Annotated in this window: 11 protein-coding genes and 1 tRNA gene; 10 read left to right on the forward strand and 2 right to left on the reverse strand. The window is 44.3% G+C overall.

The window, feature by feature from the left end; translation table 11 throughout:
- Nucleotides 1-95: 95 nt before the first annotated feature.
- Nucleotides 96-1,298 (forward strand): CaiB/BaiF CoA transferase family protein, encoded by a 1,203-nt coding sequence (locus ACYUCY_RS12895; RefSeq protein ID WP_460226916.1) that lies wholly within the window; start codon nucleotides 96-98, stop codon nucleotides 1,296-1,298.
- 41 nt (nucleotides 1,299-1,339) lie between these two features.
- On the opposite strand, the gene ACYUCY_RS12900 is transcribed toward ACYUCY_RS12895, so the two are convergent.
- A complete protein-coding gene (locus ACYUCY_RS12900; RefSeq protein ID WP_460226917.1) occupies nucleotides 1,340-2,560 on the reverse strand; it encodes a CaiB/BaiF CoA transferase family protein in 1,221 nt (406 codons plus the stop codon).
- A gap of 209 nt (nucleotides 2,561-2,769) precedes the next feature.
- On the opposite strand from ACYUCY_RS12900, the gene dctP reads away from it, so the two are divergent.
- Both dctP and ACYUCY_RS12910 read left to right on the forward strand, forming a co-directional pair.
- Nucleotides 2,770-3,888, forward strand: a complete 1,119-nt coding sequence (gene dctP, locus ACYUCY_RS12905; RefSeq protein ID WP_460226918.1) for a TRAP transporter substrate-binding protein DctP — start codon at nucleotides 2,770-2,772, stop codon at nucleotides 3,886-3,888.
- 655 nt (nucleotides 3,889-4,543) lie between these two features.
- A complete protein-coding gene (locus tag ACYUCY_RS12910; protein ID WP_460226919.1) occupies nucleotides 4,544-7,216 on the forward strand; it encodes a TonB-dependent receptor plug domain-containing protein in 2,673 nt (890 codons plus the stop codon).
- 213 nt (nucleotides 7,217-7,429) lie between these two features.
- Here ACYUCY_RS12910 and ACYUCY_RS12915 read toward each other — a convergent pair whose 3' ends face one another.
- The gene (locus ACYUCY_RS12915; protein WP_460226920.1) at nucleotides 7,430-8,395 is read right to left on the reverse strand and encodes a hypothetical protein; all 966 of its coding nucleotides are present in this window, start codon (nucleotides 8,393-8,395) and stop codon (nucleotides 7,430-7,432) included.
- A gap of 271 nt (nucleotides 8,396-8,666) precedes the next feature.
- On the opposite strand from ACYUCY_RS12915, the gene ACYUCY_RS12920 reads away from it, so the two are divergent.
- From ACYUCY_RS12920 to pheT, 7 genes are all read left to right on the forward strand, one after another.
- Nucleotides 8,667-8,743: transfer RNA gene (locus ACYUCY_RS12920), tRNA-Val, on the forward strand.
- A 265-nt stretch (nucleotides 8,744-9,008) separates the two neighbouring features.
- Nucleotides 9,009-10,952: a threonine--tRNA ligase gene (gene thrS / locus ACYUCY_RS12925; RefSeq protein ID WP_460226921.1), complete on the forward strand. Its 1,944-nt coding sequence runs from the start codon at nucleotides 9,009-9,011 to the stop codon at nucleotides 10,950-10,952.
- Between the two features lie 78 nt (nucleotides 10,953-11,030).
- Nucleotides 11,031-11,549: a translation initiation factor IF-3 gene (gene infC, locus ACYUCY_RS12930; RefSeq protein ID WP_460227082.1), complete on the forward strand. Its 519-nt coding sequence runs from the start codon at nucleotides 11,031-11,033 to the stop codon at nucleotides 11,547-11,549.
- 81 nt (nucleotides 11,550-11,630) lie between these two features.
- Nucleotides 11,631-11,828 (forward strand): 50S ribosomal protein L35, encoded by a 198-nt coding sequence (gene rpmI / locus ACYUCY_RS12935; protein ID WP_460226922.1) that lies wholly within the window; start codon nucleotides 11,631-11,633, stop codon nucleotides 11,826-11,828.
- Nucleotides 11,829-11,905: 77 nt separating this feature from the next.
- Nucleotides 11,906-12,259 (forward strand): 50S ribosomal protein L20, encoded by a 354-nt coding sequence (gene rplT / locus ACYUCY_RS12940; RefSeq protein WP_460226923.1) that lies wholly within the window; start codon nucleotides 11,906-11,908, stop codon nucleotides 12,257-12,259.
- A gap of 198 nt (nucleotides 12,260-12,457) precedes the next feature.
- Nucleotides 12,458-13,486, forward strand: coding sequence for a phenylalanine--tRNA ligase subunit alpha (gene pheS / locus ACYUCY_RS12945; protein WP_460226924.1), 1,029 nt, complete (start codon nucleotides 12,458-12,460; stop codon nucleotides 13,484-13,486).
- 103 nt (nucleotides 13,487-13,589) lie between these two features.
- Nucleotides 13,590-15,977 carry a phenylalanine--tRNA ligase subunit beta gene (gene pheT, locus ACYUCY_RS12950; RefSeq protein ID WP_460226925.1) on the forward strand — a complete coding sequence of 796 codons (2,388 nt, stop codon included), beginning with the start codon at nucleotides 13,590-13,592 and terminating at the stop codon, nucleotides 15,975-15,977.
- Nucleotides 15,978-15,989 lie beyond the last annotated feature (12 nt).

The raw sequence follows: 15,989 nt of genomic DNA on the forward strand, positions 1-15,989 counted from the left end.
ACGGAAAACCTGCTCGAAGAAAATGACCAACAGGCGGAATAAGAGTAACGTTTTCGCAACTAACTTTTGCCATGAGTTTCTGGCTACTAATGACGGTGAATAAAAAAATGGTCGAGCAAGCGCTAGACGATATTACAGTTTTAGATTTTTCACGATTCCTACCTGCCCCTTATTGTTCGATGATGCTGGCAGATTTTGGCGCTCGCGTGATTCGTGTAGAGCAAGCAAATGAGGTCGCTAAGCAAGAAAAGGCTTTTGGCCTGGATAATCTTACGCCAGAAGAAAAACGGAAAGTAAAAAAACGTGAGTTACTGTCGAGAAATAAGCGTTCAGTAATATTGAATTTGCGTGATGAAAACTCACGTAAGGCAGTAAAGCGAATGATAAAAAATTGTGACGTTTTACTTCATGATTATCGCGCAGGTGTAATGGAGGCGATGGGATTAGGTTATGACGAGTTAAGGATTATAAATCCCAAATTAATTTATTGCAGTGTCACTCTCGGCGGATTGTCGGGCCCGTATCAAGACTTACCGGGTCATGAACCGATTGCAATGGCATTGGCCGGCGCCTTACCTCGTTTTGGTGATGGCGATAGGCCCCATATTGCGGGGCTGCCGGTCGGAGATTTAAGTACTGGCATGCAAGCGGTCATTGGTATTTTATTGGCCTTGCAAGCGCGTAATAAAACCGGTGAAGGCCAGCTTGTTGACGTAGCGATGTCAGATTGCGCGCTGAATTTAATGACCTCTGTTGCGCAACGGTTTCTCGTTAGCGAGAATGAGCCACCGCTTAGTTGGCGTGGGGGGAATGTGGGGTATTGGCTAACGCTAGACAATAAATATATTTGCACCACCGATTTAGAACCGAGATATTGGGAAAAATTTTGTCACGCTATCGAGCGCAGTGACTTGCTTCCCCTTCAGTTCGATAAAGAAAAGCTTGCTTACTTGGATGAAGAACTAAGACAAGTATTTTCGCAAAAAACACGGGATCAGTGGTTCGAAATATTACGGCAGGCGGGAACCCAGGTCGCGCCGGTTTACACTATTGCGGAAGCCTTGCAAGATCGGCATGCGCGGGCACGAGGAACGGTGTTTGAAATGAATGATGGGGATGATCACGCGGTAACTCAAATAGGTCCGGCCGTTAAATTGTCTGCGACGCCAGGGTCAGTTAGAGATCTGCCCCATCTGCCGGGACAGGATACTCTGGAGATTCTAAAGGAGTTTGGATTTAGTGATGACGAGATCGAGCCCTTGATTATCGCAAGTGCTGCCGAAATTGTGAAAACGTGATGTTAAATATCCAATAAATTTTATTTTTTATAATGAGAAAATTATTCGCTAGCTTGAATAACTTTGTCTCTGCATAAATCATCAATGTCTGATTGCGGATACCCTAACTCACGTAAGATCGAAATAGAATGTTCGCCTAGCGCGGGGGCATGTCCCATGTTTTTCAATTGAGATTGGTTTAAGACAAAGCCGGGCCCTAATGTGAAGCCAGAATTTTCCCCCTTGGCTATTTGCGATTCGCTTTGAATAGGGATCTTAAGCCCTCGTCCGTCTAAATGTTCGTGCTGAATTATTTCAGGAATTGTTCGAATCGCTGCACTAGGTACGCCTACTTTGTTAAAAGCCGATTCCCATTCGTAGGCGGATTTTAATTGGGTAGTTTTTTCGATCTCTTCTTGCAAAGCAGCTTCATTTTTCATTCTGCCTTCGCGTAAGGCAAAACGTTCATCGTGAATTAAATCATCACGTTCCATCACTTGGCACATCGCTTCATATTGCTTTTGAGTATTGGCACCAATAGAAATTTCACCATCTTTCGCTCTAAACGTGTCAGATGTTGGGCTCATGTTAAAGCCACGATTGCCAACTTTTTTGGGGATGTCTCCGGCAATCAAAAAGGGCGCCGCCATCGAGATCATTAAATTTAACGAGGCATCAAGCATCGCGACGTCAATGTATTGCCCGCCGCCAAACCGTTCTCGTTGTAAAAGCGCAGACATTACCGCCATTGCCGCCGTATAACCTGCGAATGTATCCAAGACCGGAAAGCCAACCTTGAGGTGCTTGCTGTTTGGTTCACCGGTGAGAGACATGACGCCGGCCATGGCTTGTACAATGTGATCGTAAGCCGGATTATTTTTTAGCGGGCCTTGCTGGCCGAATCCGGAAACAGAACAGTAAACAATGTTTTCGTTCCACTGCTTACATTCCTGGTAACCCAAACCTAAGCGTTCCAACACACCGGGGCGAAAATTTTCCACAACGACGTCGCCAGTAGACACTAAATCGCGGATTATTTTTTTTGCTTGCGCAGACTTTAAATCCAAAGCTAGTGATTCTTTTCCTGCGTTGACGGCAATAAATGGCGGGGCTTTTGAAGTGTACTCAGGTCGTACATCATAGTGACGCATCACATCGCCTTCGCCGATGCGCTCGATTTTTATCACCCTTGCGCCGAGGGTGTGCAGAGTATGGGTGCAAAAAGGCCCAGCCATAACATGGCTAAAATCGATGACAGTAAAACCGGACAAAGGTGAATACATAGCGATAACTTATTGATTAATAACGTGGAATACTTAGATTCTCAGATTTACAGTGGAGTCTAGTGTAGGGAAAAATAGTTTGCTAGGCAAACTATTATCTCTTTATCAAGCGTGGTAGTCTTTGCTTCCTTGGTCGGCTCGGCCTAGGGCCCCTATAAATACGCTAGACCCATATAAACTAAAACAATAATTAGTCTGAATAAAAATCTATGAACAACTCTACTGCTATTCAAATTACGCTAAATTTTTTGGTCGCGCGAAGCCGGGTCTTAATAAATATAAAATTCTTTATGATCTGCTTGCTTTATTTTTTGTCGAGTTCGATATCGGCGCTTGAGATTATTCAGGATGGCGACAAAAAAGTTTACCTCTTGAGTTATGGCTCAGCTTTGAGTCCCAATCACACGTTTAGTCAGGCCGACAAAGATTGGATGACTTATATCGAAGAGAAAAGTAATGGGCGAATTAGAATAAAATCATTTTGGTCTGGGACCTTAATCTCTAGCGAGCAAAACGTCGTTGAATTACGCCATGGTGTCACTGACTTAGCGATGATCACGCCAATCTATATGCGAGCGGGCATGCATGCGACTCGTACCCAAACTGGCTTTTATGCAGGTAGTGATTCGATTGAAACACAAATTGAAGTGTTCCATTGTTTGTTAAAAGAATTTCCCATTTTTGAAAAAGAATTAAAAGGTTTAAAAGTGCTGGTCGTGCAGGGCGGAACCCCGTCTTTTATCCTGACCAAAGATCGGCCGATAAACACCTTAGAAGACATTGCCGGTTTACGTTTGCGTGCTCCTACCGCGTTGGTTCCTGTGGTTTACGCCTTGGGTGGTGATCCCGTATTAATGCCGATGGGTGATGTTTATCCGGCGTTTGCGAAAGGTATTATCGATGGCGTGCTGACTCCGGAAGATACTTTACGATCAATGCATTTCGCTGAGATCGGACAATACCTGAATCGCTTAGCAATGCACCGGGGTGGTTATCCTTCACGGGCAATTTCCAATAAAAGCTATGAGCAATTGCCTGACGATCTAAAACTATTGATGTTAGAAAGTGCCCGCTATTGGGAAGATAGAATTGCTCACTATATTGTTCTTGGAAACGATGCAGCGATTAAATATGGTGAAGAAGAGGGCGTGGAATTTATCGAGATAGCACCTGAGCAGCAAGCTGAGTTTGAAAAAGTGTATGCGGATATTGCACTGCGAGATTCGAAACGCTTGGAAAGGTATGGCATTGATGGTCCCGCTATTTACAATTATGTTAATACACTCATTGGTCAGATTAATTCTGGTGAAACCACCGGTTGCCGATAGAGTTGTTATGTATGGTAATTGATAAATGTTTTTTGGTTTTCTTGTTTTTTACACACATTCAATATCCGTTCATGTATCCCTCGTCCCGCACTCATAGCCGCCAGGTTATGAGTGTTATGTTTTTGTAATGGTGCGAGACGGGTTTTATTCTTAAAAATACCACTATTACATAAATTAAGTTTTCTACTTTCACTATAAGTCCCACGTAGCTTTAGTCTTTGTCCTCTATTATCCGAATGATTTACAACTGGGAATAAAGATTACATACCTTGATACCAACTATTTATTAAAACTTTAGTTAATTAGCTTGATTTCGATGTCTTTTCGGAGTAATAATTCGCAAAGCAAATAGTTTGTAACACAAACAATAATTAAGCTTGCACATTATTTTGCTAATGAGTGCTTTCACTTTGTCCAAAGCCGAGCAGCTTCTGAAGTTTGGCCTTACCAAGGTTCAAGAGGTTTGCTAGTCAAAAGCACTAAGAAAAGCCAATGAGCTTTTAATTTAATAACAAAAACTGATCGTCAAATAAATACATCGCAACCGTTATCGGGCTTCAATGCAACTTCATCGCTATGAACGATTTCTAATGAGTTAATGATTTGCATCTACAGACACTGGCCTTGTAAAACAAAAATAACTAAAGAGGGATTTATGAAAAAACGTCAAATTACTTCAACGCTTGGATTAGCGATAGCGGCCGCAATGAGCGGTGGGGCTATTCTGGTGCCTACTCCAGTTTTTGCACAAACGAATGAATCCCTCGGTCTTGAAGAAATATTAGTGACTGGTTCACGTATGCGTGGTGCTGTCGCACCGGTCGGTTCTCCCGTTATTAGCCTTGATCGAGAACATATAAATAACTCGACAGCAATTTCTGTTGACGAAATGCTGAAAGAGCTTCCGCAAGTTTTTGATTTAGGTATCTCTGAAGGTTCGCGAGGGCAGTCTGGTGGTAACGGAAATATTGTTTGGGCGAACTCGGTCAATCTGCGTGGCATCGGGCCCTATGCAACCTTAGTGATGGTTGATGGGCATCGAGTAAATAGTAATGCGCGCTCTATCGATCCATCCATCATACCGTCCTTAGCTCTAGAGCGAGTCGAAGTTGTTGCCGATGGCGCGTCTGCAATTTATGGTTCTGATGCAATTGCTGGAGTGGTCAATATGATCACTCGACGAAAAGTCGATGGTGTTGATGTCATTGCAAGAGCAGGTGCGGGTAGCGATTATGGTGAATATAAAGTTGGCGCTTCGTTTGGAAAAACTTGGGACAGCGCATCAGTTTTTGTCGCTTTGGAAAAAGGCCAGAGGGATAACCTGAACGGCAGTGATAGAGATTTTTTTACTGCTTTGCAATCAAATGCTGATTACCGAGTGAATCGCTGTGCTCCGGGAACTATCGAAGTGGCCGGCCAGACTTATGCAATCCCTGCTGGCGGTGTTACTGCCGCAAACGCAGGTACTTTGGTCGCGGGTACAGAAAATCGCTGCGATACCTTAAAAAATCAAGATCTATTACCGCAGCAGGAATATGACAATCTTGCGTTTACAACAACCTTTGATGCAACGGAAAATTTGGAATTTTATGTCGACGGATTTTATTCCAATCGTGATTTCGTTCGACAAGCCGCCGATGCGACAGGAAGTTTAGTCGTTCCAAACACCAATGCATTCTTTGTTGATCCATCGGGTACCGCGCCGTCGAATGTAACTGTTCATTATAATTTCATGAATGACATTCCTAGTGATGATCAAGTGGGTTACCAACGTAATTGGGAATTAACCACGGGATTTAAATATAGCCTGCCTGCTGATTGGCGCTTGGAAGGTTTAGTGACTTACGGGGATCTGCGAGAAATATCTGACTCTTCACGGGGACTGGATTCGCGCGGTCCAGCGAGCGGTTTGTCTGTCGCATTAGCAAGTAATGATCCCAATACCGCATTTGATCCATTTGGATTGGATCGAACTAATCCTGCGGTATTAAGTGCGATTAGTGATTCCATTTTTATTGCGGATACCAGTAACGAATTGCTGGCATATGAGTTGCGCGCCGATGGAGATTTGTTTGAATTACCGGGTGGTGCCGTAAAACTCGCGGTTGGTTATGAGCGGCAAGAGCAAACGAATGAACCGGGCTTGCGTCGAGGTGGTCCAACCGCTCCCAATACGGTGAGAGTATTTGAGAGAGATATTAATTCTTATTACGCAGAAGTGTTGATTCCAGTTGTTGGCAATGACAATGCAGTAACAGGAATTTCGAGTTTGGAATTAACTATCGCTGCGCGTACGGATGATTACAGTGACGTTGGTTCAACCAACAACCCAAAATATGGAGTGAACTGGTCTCCTACTGAAGATTGGCGAGTTCGTGCAAGTTACGGAACATCGTTCCGGGCTCCATTGTTTTCTCAGCTCTATGGAAATTCTTCGGCTTTATTTGTTCAGCCATATTCGGATCCCACCCAAGGAGGCGCAGTAATACAAGGTGTCGCTTTGTCGGGTGGCAACTTGGCCCTCACTCCAGAAGAAGCGACAACCTGGTCAGTGGGTTTCGATTTTACTCCTAGCGCTGTTCCCGGTTTGGCCATTAACCTGACTTATTTTGATGTTGAATATGAAGGCCAGATTGAAACGTATTTAGCTGACTTGTCTGTGTTGAGTTTGGAGCAAGAATTTATCGGCACTGGAATAATATTGCGTGATGCCGCCGCCGATGCTCGTGTGCAAGATTTGTTGAGCCAAGGTTTTGGTTACGCACGTGGTGTGCCGCCGGTACCTGTCGGATTATTTGTTGACGGACGTACCAATAATCTCGGTGTGTCGCAAACAAGCGGTTTTGATTTCACGGTTAATTATGTTTTGCCTTTGGGTGATATGGGTGATCTAACACTTAATACTAGTGGAATGTATATCGATACCTACGATGTTGCGTTATCCCCAACGGGTGCTGCCGAAGATAGGAAAAATACTATTTTTAATCCGCTTACCTTTAAAGCCAGATCGAGTATCGCTTGGCAATACAATCAATTTAATAGTCGTCTGATTTGGAACCACGTTAACAGTTACGAAAATGATCGCATCACCAACCCAGAAACCGTTAGCGCGTTTAATACCTTTGATTTAAGCACCTCAATGACTCTTGGGGAGGGCGATGGCATCTTAGATGGAATGCTGATTGGTTTCGATATTAGTAATTTATTGGATGAGGAACCTCCTTATGTCAACATCGCACCGGGAGTCAACGGAGGTGGGGGGTATGATCCAACCGCAGCGAGTCCGGTGGGTAGAGTTTATTCCTTGTCATTGCGCAAACATTTTTAATAAGTAAGTTACTATCAAATTTTTAAATTTATTTTTTTAAATTTATTGGTTCGTTTTAAAAATCTTCGTACCGAAATTTATATCTTGATGCGTGGTTTTTTTAATAGTGTTCTTTGCCAGTTAGAGTGGATGTTCGATGCCAAGGACGGCAATTTTATAGCGGATGATGAAGAATATTATCTATAATTTAGTATCTTGCTATGTTCAAATTTCTCATTTCAAAATCAATTCGCTGATATTTAATTCAAATACTTGTCGTTGCTCATTGGTAATCAAAAGCGTGTCGTCGTCAATCCAAGTAATTGCTTCCGCTTGATTGAGAGATGTAGCCACTGCTCCCATTTTTCCTTCTAACCAGTTTTTATTATCTGTGGGTTTCTCGAATATCCAAACTTTGGTGTAGGTAAGTATGGCGAGTTTGCGGCCGTTCGGAGAAATATCCGCACCAGTTGCGGCAGTTATTTCCGAGTGTGTGCCAACTAATGTCAGCGTGTTTTGTTTGTCAGTATGTAGGCTGTCTAGCCGGTAAAGTTTCGTACCCGCGGCCATTGTGAATGAGTAAGGGCCTTTGCGATGTTTGCTGAGAAAATACAGGCTGCCGTCGTCGATAAAAAATGCTTCGTTATCAAAATGCCATTCCGTCGCGGGAAATTTGAGTTGATCTGGATAGCGTACTGAAATAAAAGTGGCGGAGTTTGCTGACGTGTCGCGAAGCGGATGAGGCTCATCAAAAATATAAATTCCCAAATCTACGCGCGCGTTGCGGTTATTGCCCATGTCGGCGAGATATATTTTCCCATCATAGATGGCGATATCTTCCCAGTCGCGATTTTTCGCACCGTTTATCATTACTCCTTGCCAAGGTTTTTCTGCATCAAGCAAATTACTTTCAGGTGGCACTAGAACTTCAGCTGCGCGATTGATGGCAAAAATTCTCGGTTTGTCGCCGCTGTCGTTATGCACCCAGTAGACGTTCTGATAGGTTTTGCTTTTAACGATACCGCTTAGCTCGGCTAGCTCAGGATGGTCGGCATAGGCGGTCAAGGTCGCAATTGGGTAAGGCAGGTTTTTGTCCGCGTGTAGATTATTGTTCTGAGTGCCACACGCGTGTAGGCCAAGTATTGTAATTACCATGAATAACGCGAGAGCTAAGCAAGCGACGAGCTTTTTTGATTTCATGTTTTCCTGGATTTTTACTTAAGTAAGATCAGTTTTTAGTTGCTGGTACGTGATGCTAGCCGATGTAGTGATGACATTCACCCGTAGCCTATTCTTGTTCAATGAAAGATTCGTGACTTCGCTAACTTCGGTAGGCCAAGTATTCTTGCCAAGACGCTATAGCGCTGTTAAAGTTCGCAGCCTTATTTTTAGGTGCTTCCTGAAATAAGTTAGTACTTTTCGTGTAATTTCTGTTGAAAATCAACACGTAAATAATAGGTTTGTAGAGTATAGGCACGTAGCTCAGTTGGTTAGAGCACCACCTTGACATGGTGGGGGTCGTTGGTTCGAATCCAATCGTGCCTACCAAACCTAAGCAAGCCCCAGCGGGGTTGCTTAGGTTTGGTATGTACGTTGGTGAGGACCATAGTTCGACAAATCGCATATCGATTTGAACGAGGAGCAAAGCGACGAAGCCGCGCAGCGCTTGTAACGACCCTTATGTTGTTGCAATTAATCCAATCGTGCCTACCATACTTGATTAAAACGGGCTCTCTAGAGGCCCAAATATCTAGAACCCATTTATTTTTCACGTGGCCTTTCGTAGGGGTCACCACTGATACAGGAAAGCAGCATGCCCCTTATTACCCTCCCTGATGGTTCCCAACGACAATTCCCTAAACCTGTTTCTGTGTTAGACGTTGCCTCGGATATTGGGCCGGGTCTCGCAAATGCCGCACTCGCCGGTATCGTGAATGGCGAAACTGTTGATACGTCGTTTATTCTCGATCAAGACACCAGCCTCGCTATCGTTACAGAGCGCAGCGAAGAAGGCGTCGAGGTACTAAGGCATTCCTGCGCACATTTATTAGCGCAAGCAGTTAAGACCTTATTCCCTGAAGCGCAAGTGACTATTGGACCCGTCATCGAAGATGGGTTTTATTATGACTTCGCTTACGATCGACCTTTTACCCCAGAAGATTTAGCCGCTATCGAAAAGAAAATGGGTGAGTTGGCAAAAGCAGACTTCCCGGTGACACGCCGTGAATTATCTCGCGATGATGCGGTGAAATACTTTCGTGGTTTGGGTGAAGAATACAAAGCCGAGATTATTGAAAGTATCCCTGCCAACGAGGCCTTATCGCTCTATAAGCAAGGCGATTTTGAGGATCTATGCCGTGGTCCACACGTGCCCTCAACTGGAAAAATTAAAGCGTTTAAGTTAACCAAGGTTGCTGGTGCTTATTGGCGCGGCGATTCAAACAATGCCATGTTGCAACGTATTTACGGCACGGCTTGGGCCAATAAAAAAGAGCTGAAAGCGTACTTGCATCGTATTGAAGAAGCGGAAAAACGAGATCATCGTAAGCTTGGTAAAAAATATGATCTATTCCATTTGCAAGAGGAAGCGCCGGGAATGGTGTTTTGGCATCCGAAAGGTTGGTCAATTTACACCAGTATTGAAGACTATATGCGCGGCAAGCAAAATGCGAATGGCTATCGTGAAATAAAAACCCCGCAAGTTGTCGATCTCAGCTTATGGAAAAAATCCGGACACGCGGATAAGTACAGCGAAGGCATGTTTATATTGGGTGCGGATGAACGTGAATACGCGATTAAGCCCATGAACTGCCCTTGTCATGTTCAAGTGTTTAATCAGGGCTTGCGTAGTTATCGCGATCTCCCTTTACGTTATGCCGAGTTTGGCTCCTGTCATCGCAACGAATTGTCGGGTGCTTTGCACGGGATCATGCGAGTACGAGGCTTCACTCAAGACGATGGCCATATTTTCTGTACCGAAGACCAGATTCAGTCAGAAGTAGCGGATTTTATCGACTTTCTCCATGAGATTTATGACGATTTTGGTTTCGATAAAGAAAACCTTATCTACAAGCTGTCAACACGACCTGAGCAGCGAGTGGGAAGTGACGCCGACTGGGACAAGTCGGAGAAGGCCTTGGCGGATGCGCTAAACGCAAAAGATTTACCTTGGCAGGAATTGCCAGGAGAGGGTGCCTTCTACGGACCGAAGATAGAATTCTCTTTGAAAGATTGCCTCGGCCGAGTGTGGCAATGTGGCACTATGCAGGTGGATTTCTCGACACCGGGCCGACTTGACGCCCAATACGTCGCAGAAGACGGATCGAGGCAAGTTCCTGTCATGTTACACCGGGCTACCCTGGGCTCTTTCGAGCGATTTATTGGTATTTTAATTGAAAACTATGAGGGCGCTTTCCCGTTATGGTTGGCGCCAGAACAGGTCGCAATTCTCAATATTACCGACCGACAGGCTGATTTCGCGAAAAAAGTTGAAAAATCCTTGCAAGACAAGGGATTCCGGGCCATTTGTGACTTGAGAAACGAGAAGATCGGCTTTAAAATCCGCGAGCACACAATTCAACGCGTTCCCTATCTCGTTGTCCTTGGTGATAAAGAGGCAGAAGCCGGAACCGTCACAGTGCGAACTCGAGGCGGAGAAGATCTCGGGTCCATGTCGATAGAGGCATTTACTGAGCTATTATCAACAGATCTGGCACGCAAAGGGCGCGTGTCAGAGCATGCTAGTTCCCTTAATTAGCCTTCCAGCGAGGATAATTTCCCTGGGTTTCCGGGGCAGGAATTAGCTTTTTATTAATGAACACAGGAGAAAGACACTATTAAAGCGAAAAAAGCCAGAGTAAACGAACAGATTGAGGCAACATCAATAAGACTCATCGGCGCTGACGGTGAACAAGTCGGAATCGTTACATTAGAAGAAGCACTGGCTGCAGCGAAAGCTGCAACGCTTGATCTTGTAGAGATCGCTCCTGATGCCGATCCAGTGGTATGTAAGATACTGGATTTCGGTAAGCAACAGTTTGAGGCCAAAAAGGCCAAAGCTGCTTCGAAGAAAAAGCAGAAGCAGCAACAAGTTAAAGAAATGAAGTTTCGTCCAGGAACGGACCAAGGGGATTATCAGGTAAAACTACGCAACCTGATACGTTTTCTTGAAAACGGCGACAAGGCTAAAGTATCTCTGCGTTATCGCGGTAGAGAAATGGCTCACCAAGAACTAGGGATGGAAATGATGAAGCGGATTGAAGTTGATCTTGCAGATTGGGGTGTTGTTGAACAGTACCCTAAAATGGAAGGTCGCCAACTCATCATGGTCTTGGCGCCAAAAAAGAAAAAGTAATCGGGCTATTAGCTGCCTTCTTACTTTATTTAATCAATCGAAACCTAAGTAGTTTAGGGTTTCCAAATGCGAGTTACTATTATGTCTAACAAAGCTAAAGTTCATAGCGGCGCTAAAAAACGTTTTAAAAAGACGGCCGCTGGTTACAAAGTTAAACGTGCTAACAAAAGCCATATCCTCACTAAAATGACTACCAAGCGTAAGCGTCATTTGCGTGGCACAACAATTGTTTGTGCAGCTGATAAGCCATCAGTCGATCGCATGTTACGGGCTAACTAGTCTTTCTTATCGAAACCCTAAGTGTTTGCAAAGAAAGTAAGCGCTTAAGAAATTAAATATTTGTTGAGGATAAAATTATGGCCCGTGTAAAACGTGGTGTACAAGCGCGTAAGCGTCACAAGAAAATTCTAAAAGCAGCGAAAGGTTATTACGGAGCGCGGTCTCGCGTATTCCGCGTTGCAAAACAAGCCGTTATTAAAGCCGGTCAATATGCTTATCGCGATCGTCGCGTTAAAAAGCGTAACTTCCGAGCATTGTGGATTACGCGAATTAATGCGCAATCTCGAGCAGAAGGCATGTCCTATAGCCGTTTAATCGCTGGATTGAAAAAAGCAAACATCAGCTTAGATCGCCGAGTCTTGGCTGACCTAGCCGTACATGATAAGAGCACGTTTGCTGCCGTGGTTGCACAGGCCAAAGCATCTTTATAAGCACTGTTTAATACACCTGTTGCAACCTATTAGCCCATCTCCTTTTACCAAACGAATCTTGGTATTAAGGTCGATGGGCTAATGTGTATCTGGCGTAACGAAAATTATTGTCAAATAAAAATTTACATCTAGCTTTCAAGATTAATAAATAAAATCATTTAAATCTAAAAAGCGCACAGTTAAAAATGGAAATCATCGATGCAAGATCTCGCGGAAATTAAAGACAAAGCACTAGGTTTGGTGAATAAAGCCAACTCTCTCGCCGATCTAGATCAGTTGCGTGTCGATTTCTTGGGTAAAAAAGGCCAAATCACAGGCTTGCTAAAAACTTTAGGCTCGTTGTCTGCGGAAGAACGTCCGCAAGCGGGTGCAAAAATTAATGAAGTGAAGCAACAAGTTCAAGAGCAAATTTCTGCGCGTAAACAAGCGTTGGAATTGGCGGCGGTTAACGAAAAGCTCGCTTCAGAGACGCTTGACGTTACCTTGCCCGGCAGCGGTCAAGAGCTTGGTTCGTTACATCCAGTGACACGAACGATCCAGCGCATCGAAGATATCTTTTCTGCGATTGGTTACACCATTGAAGAAGGCCGAGAAATCGAAACCGATTATTATAATTTTGAAGCCCTAAATATTCCTGCGCACCATCCTGCACGCGCAATGCACGACACGTTTTATGTTGATAATAAAAACGGTGATGAAAATTTAGTGCTGCGAACCCACACCTCAACGGTGCAAGTTCACACCATGGAAAATACTAAACCGCCAATACGAGTGATTTGTCCAGGTCGCGTTTATCGTTGTGATTCCGATTTAACCCACACACCGATGTTCCATCAAGTTGAAGGCTTGGTAGTTGATGAAGGAATAAGTTTCGCTGACCTCAAAGCAACGATGGATCAGTTTTTAAAGGCATTTTTTGAAAAAGATGTCGCAGTAAGATTTCGACCATCTTACTTTCCGTTTACTGAACCATCCGCAGAAGTCGATATTCAATGTACGCATTGTGAGGGCGACGGCTGTCGAGTGTGTAGCCAAACTGGTTGGATTGAAGTGTTGGGCTGCGGCATGGTGCATCCAAATGTCTTCCGTAAAAGCGGCATCGATTCTGAAAAATATACTGGCTTTGCTTTCGGAATGGGCGCGGATCGTTTAACTATGTTGCGGTATGGCGTAAATGATTTGCGATTATTTTTCGAAAATGATTTGAAGTTTTTAAAGCAGTTTTAATCGCCGGTAACTTAAATTATAGAAAATTATTAATTTGCTCGATTCGAAGCGTCTGAACGATTAGATATCGATTCAGAATTTCGTAAATAAAAAGAGATGGTCAATGAAAGTAAGTGAATCCTGGTTGCGAGAATGGGTAAGCCCTGATCTCGATACAAATGAACTTGCCGCGCAAATTACCATGGCGGGTTTAGAAGTCGATGCCGTTGAGCCAGTGGCGGGGGAGTTTAGTGGTGTCATTGTTGGTCAAATTATTTCTGCAGAACAACACCCCGATGCCGATAAGTTGAGAGTTTGTAAAGTCGACGCCGGCAATGGCGAAACCGCACAAGTTGTTTGCGGCGCCCCGAACGCACGCGAAGGTATCAAAATTCCATTTGCTACTGTGGGTGCGGTTTTGCCCGGCAATTTCAAAATTAAAAAAGCCAAGCTTCGCGGTGTTGAGTCCTTCGGCATGCTGTGTGCACAAACTGAATTGAAAGCCGGTGAAGACGATAGCGGATTGTGGGAGTTACCCAGCGATGCGCCAGTAGGAAAAAACTTACAGGACTATCTGCAATTAGCCGATACCGTCATCGATGTTGATCTAACCCCTAATCGTGGCGATTGTTTAAGTATTCGCGGCATCGCCCGTGAAGTCGCTGTGTTAAATCGCCTCGATCTACGAGAACCTAAAATACAAGCCGTTACGCCTACTATCGACAATACTTTTCCCTTGAGTATCGACGCCAAATCAGCATGTCCTCGCTACATAGGTAGGGTTGTTAAAAATATTGATATCACCCAACCAAGCCCATTATGGATGCAAGAAAAATTAAGGCGTGCCGGCGTGCGGCCGCACGATTGTGTTGTTGACGTTACCAACTATGTGTTGATCGAACTCGGCCAACCGATGCATGCCTTTGATTTAGATAAACTCAGTACAAAAATCACTGTGCGCATGGCGAAGTCTAAAGAAGAAATCGAATTACTTGATGGTCAATCGGTAAAACTTAAAGACGATACTTTATTGATTGCTGATGAGAGCGGTCCCATTGCTATTGCTGGCATTATGGGTGGCGAAAAAACAGCAGTGACAACAAATACCAAAAACATTTTCTTCGAAAGTGCATTTTTCTCTACCTTGGCTCTGGCCGGTAAAGCGCGAAACTATGGTTTGCATACCGATGCAAGTCATCGTTATGAGCGAGGTGTGGATTATTGTTTACAAGAGCAAGCGATTGAGCGAGCTACCGCGTTGTTGTTGGAGATTGCCGGCGGCGAACCAGGACCCCTCGTTATCCAGGAGAGTGCAAGTGATTTGCCGAGCAATAAGGCCGTCACCTTACGAAAAAAACGCATTCAAAGTGGCTTAGGTTTTTCATTAGATGATAAAGATGTCGTCGAAATTCTAACGTGTTTAGGCTTGGATTTGGAATCTGAGACAGGTAATGATGATGACAAACAGTGGACGTTTAGTATTCCCAGTTATCGTTTTGATTTAGAAATTGAAGAAGATTTGTTAGAAGAGCTTGCCAGAATATACGGCTACAATAATTTGCCCATCGCTGATTTATCGGCGAAGTTAAGCATGCAAAGTAAGTCAGAAAAAGTCTTGGATTTACGATCTGTGAAACGGTGCTTGGTGGCAAGGGGGTATCACGAAGCAATCTCTTATAGTTTTGTTAGTGAAAAACTAAACACATTATTTGCACCAGAAAATGAAGCTGTTAATTTACGAAACCCCATGAGTGCAGATCTAGCGGTAATGCGTGGCAGTTTATGGCCAGGGCTTGTGCAAACGCTTTTGCACAACGTCAATCGACAGCAGTCTCGCGTGCGATTATTTGAAACAGGTTTATGTTTCGAACAAGGAAAGGGCTTAACGCAGAAGCCTATGATCGCCGGTTTGTTGAGTGGCGCGAAGCTGCCTGAAAACTGGAGTGAGAAGGGCGGTGAGGTAGACTTCTATGACCTCAAAGGTGATGTGGAAGCACTGTTAGCCTTAACCGGTGAGGAGAATTGTTTTCGGTTTGAGGTGGGCACTCATCCGGCCTTACATCCGGGCCAATGTGCGGAGATTTTCAAGGGAGATACCGCGGTTGGAATGCTTGGAACCCTGCATCCCCAAATTCAGCAACAGCTCGATATTAGCCAGCCTGTATACCTGTTTCAGCTGCAGCAATCTGACTACCTAGTCTCAAAAGTGCCAAATTTCACCGAAATTAGTAAGTTTCCTGGCGTTCGGCGGGATTTAGCGCTGGTCGTCGACAAATCCGTTACTGTCGGGGCCATGTTAACTACAGTAAAACAAGTCGCTGGAGACCACCTCCAAGACTTAAAGGTGTTTGACCTATATGTCGGCAAAGGCATTGATACACATAGAAAAAGCGTTGCGCTGGGCTTGACCTTTCAACATCCTTCGCGCACTCTTAATGAACTCGAAATTAACACCTCCATCGACGCTGTAGTGAGTAGTTTGAAGGAGGAATTTAACGCCGACCTTAGGTAGGTTGTTAACAGA

It is taken from the genome of Aurantivibrio infirmus, from assembly GCF_054767315.1.

Excerpts from the sequence above, each read along its gene's own strand:
- ACYUCY_RS12900 (WP_460226917.1), bottom strand. The coding sequence starts at position 2,560 with ATGTATTCACCTTTGTCCGGTTTTACTGTCATCGATTTTAGCCATGTT.
- dctP (WP_460226918.1), top strand. The coding sequence starts at position 2,770 with ATGAACAACTCTACTGCTATTCAAATTACGCTAAATTTTTTGGTCGCG.
- ACYUCY_RS12910 (WP_460226919.1), top strand. The coding sequence starts at position 4,544 with ATGAAAAAACGTCAAATTACTTCAACGCTTGGATTAGCGATAGCGGCC.
- ACYUCY_RS12915 (WP_460226920.1), bottom strand. The coding sequence starts at position 8,395 with ATGAAATCAAAAAAGCTCGTCGCTTGCTTAGCTCTCGCGTTATTCATG.
- thrS (WP_460226921.1), top strand. The coding sequence starts at position 9,009 with ATGCCCCTTATTACCCTCCCTGATGGTTCCCAACGACAATTCCCTAAA.
- rpmI (WP_460226922.1), top strand. The coding sequence starts at position 11,631 with ATGTCTAACAAAGCTAAAGTTCATAGCGGCGCTAAAAAACGTTTTAAA.
- rplT (WP_460226923.1), top strand. The coding sequence starts at position 11,906 with ATGGCCCGTGTAAAACGTGGTGTACAAGCGCGTAAGCGTCACAAGAAA.
- pheS (WP_460226924.1), top strand. The coding sequence starts at position 12,458 with ATGCAAGATCTCGCGGAAATTAAAGACAAAGCACTAGGTTTGGTGAAT.
- pheT (WP_460226925.1), top strand. The coding sequence starts at position 13,590 with ATGAAAGTAAGTGAATCCTGGTTGCGAGAATGGGTAAGCCCTGATCTC.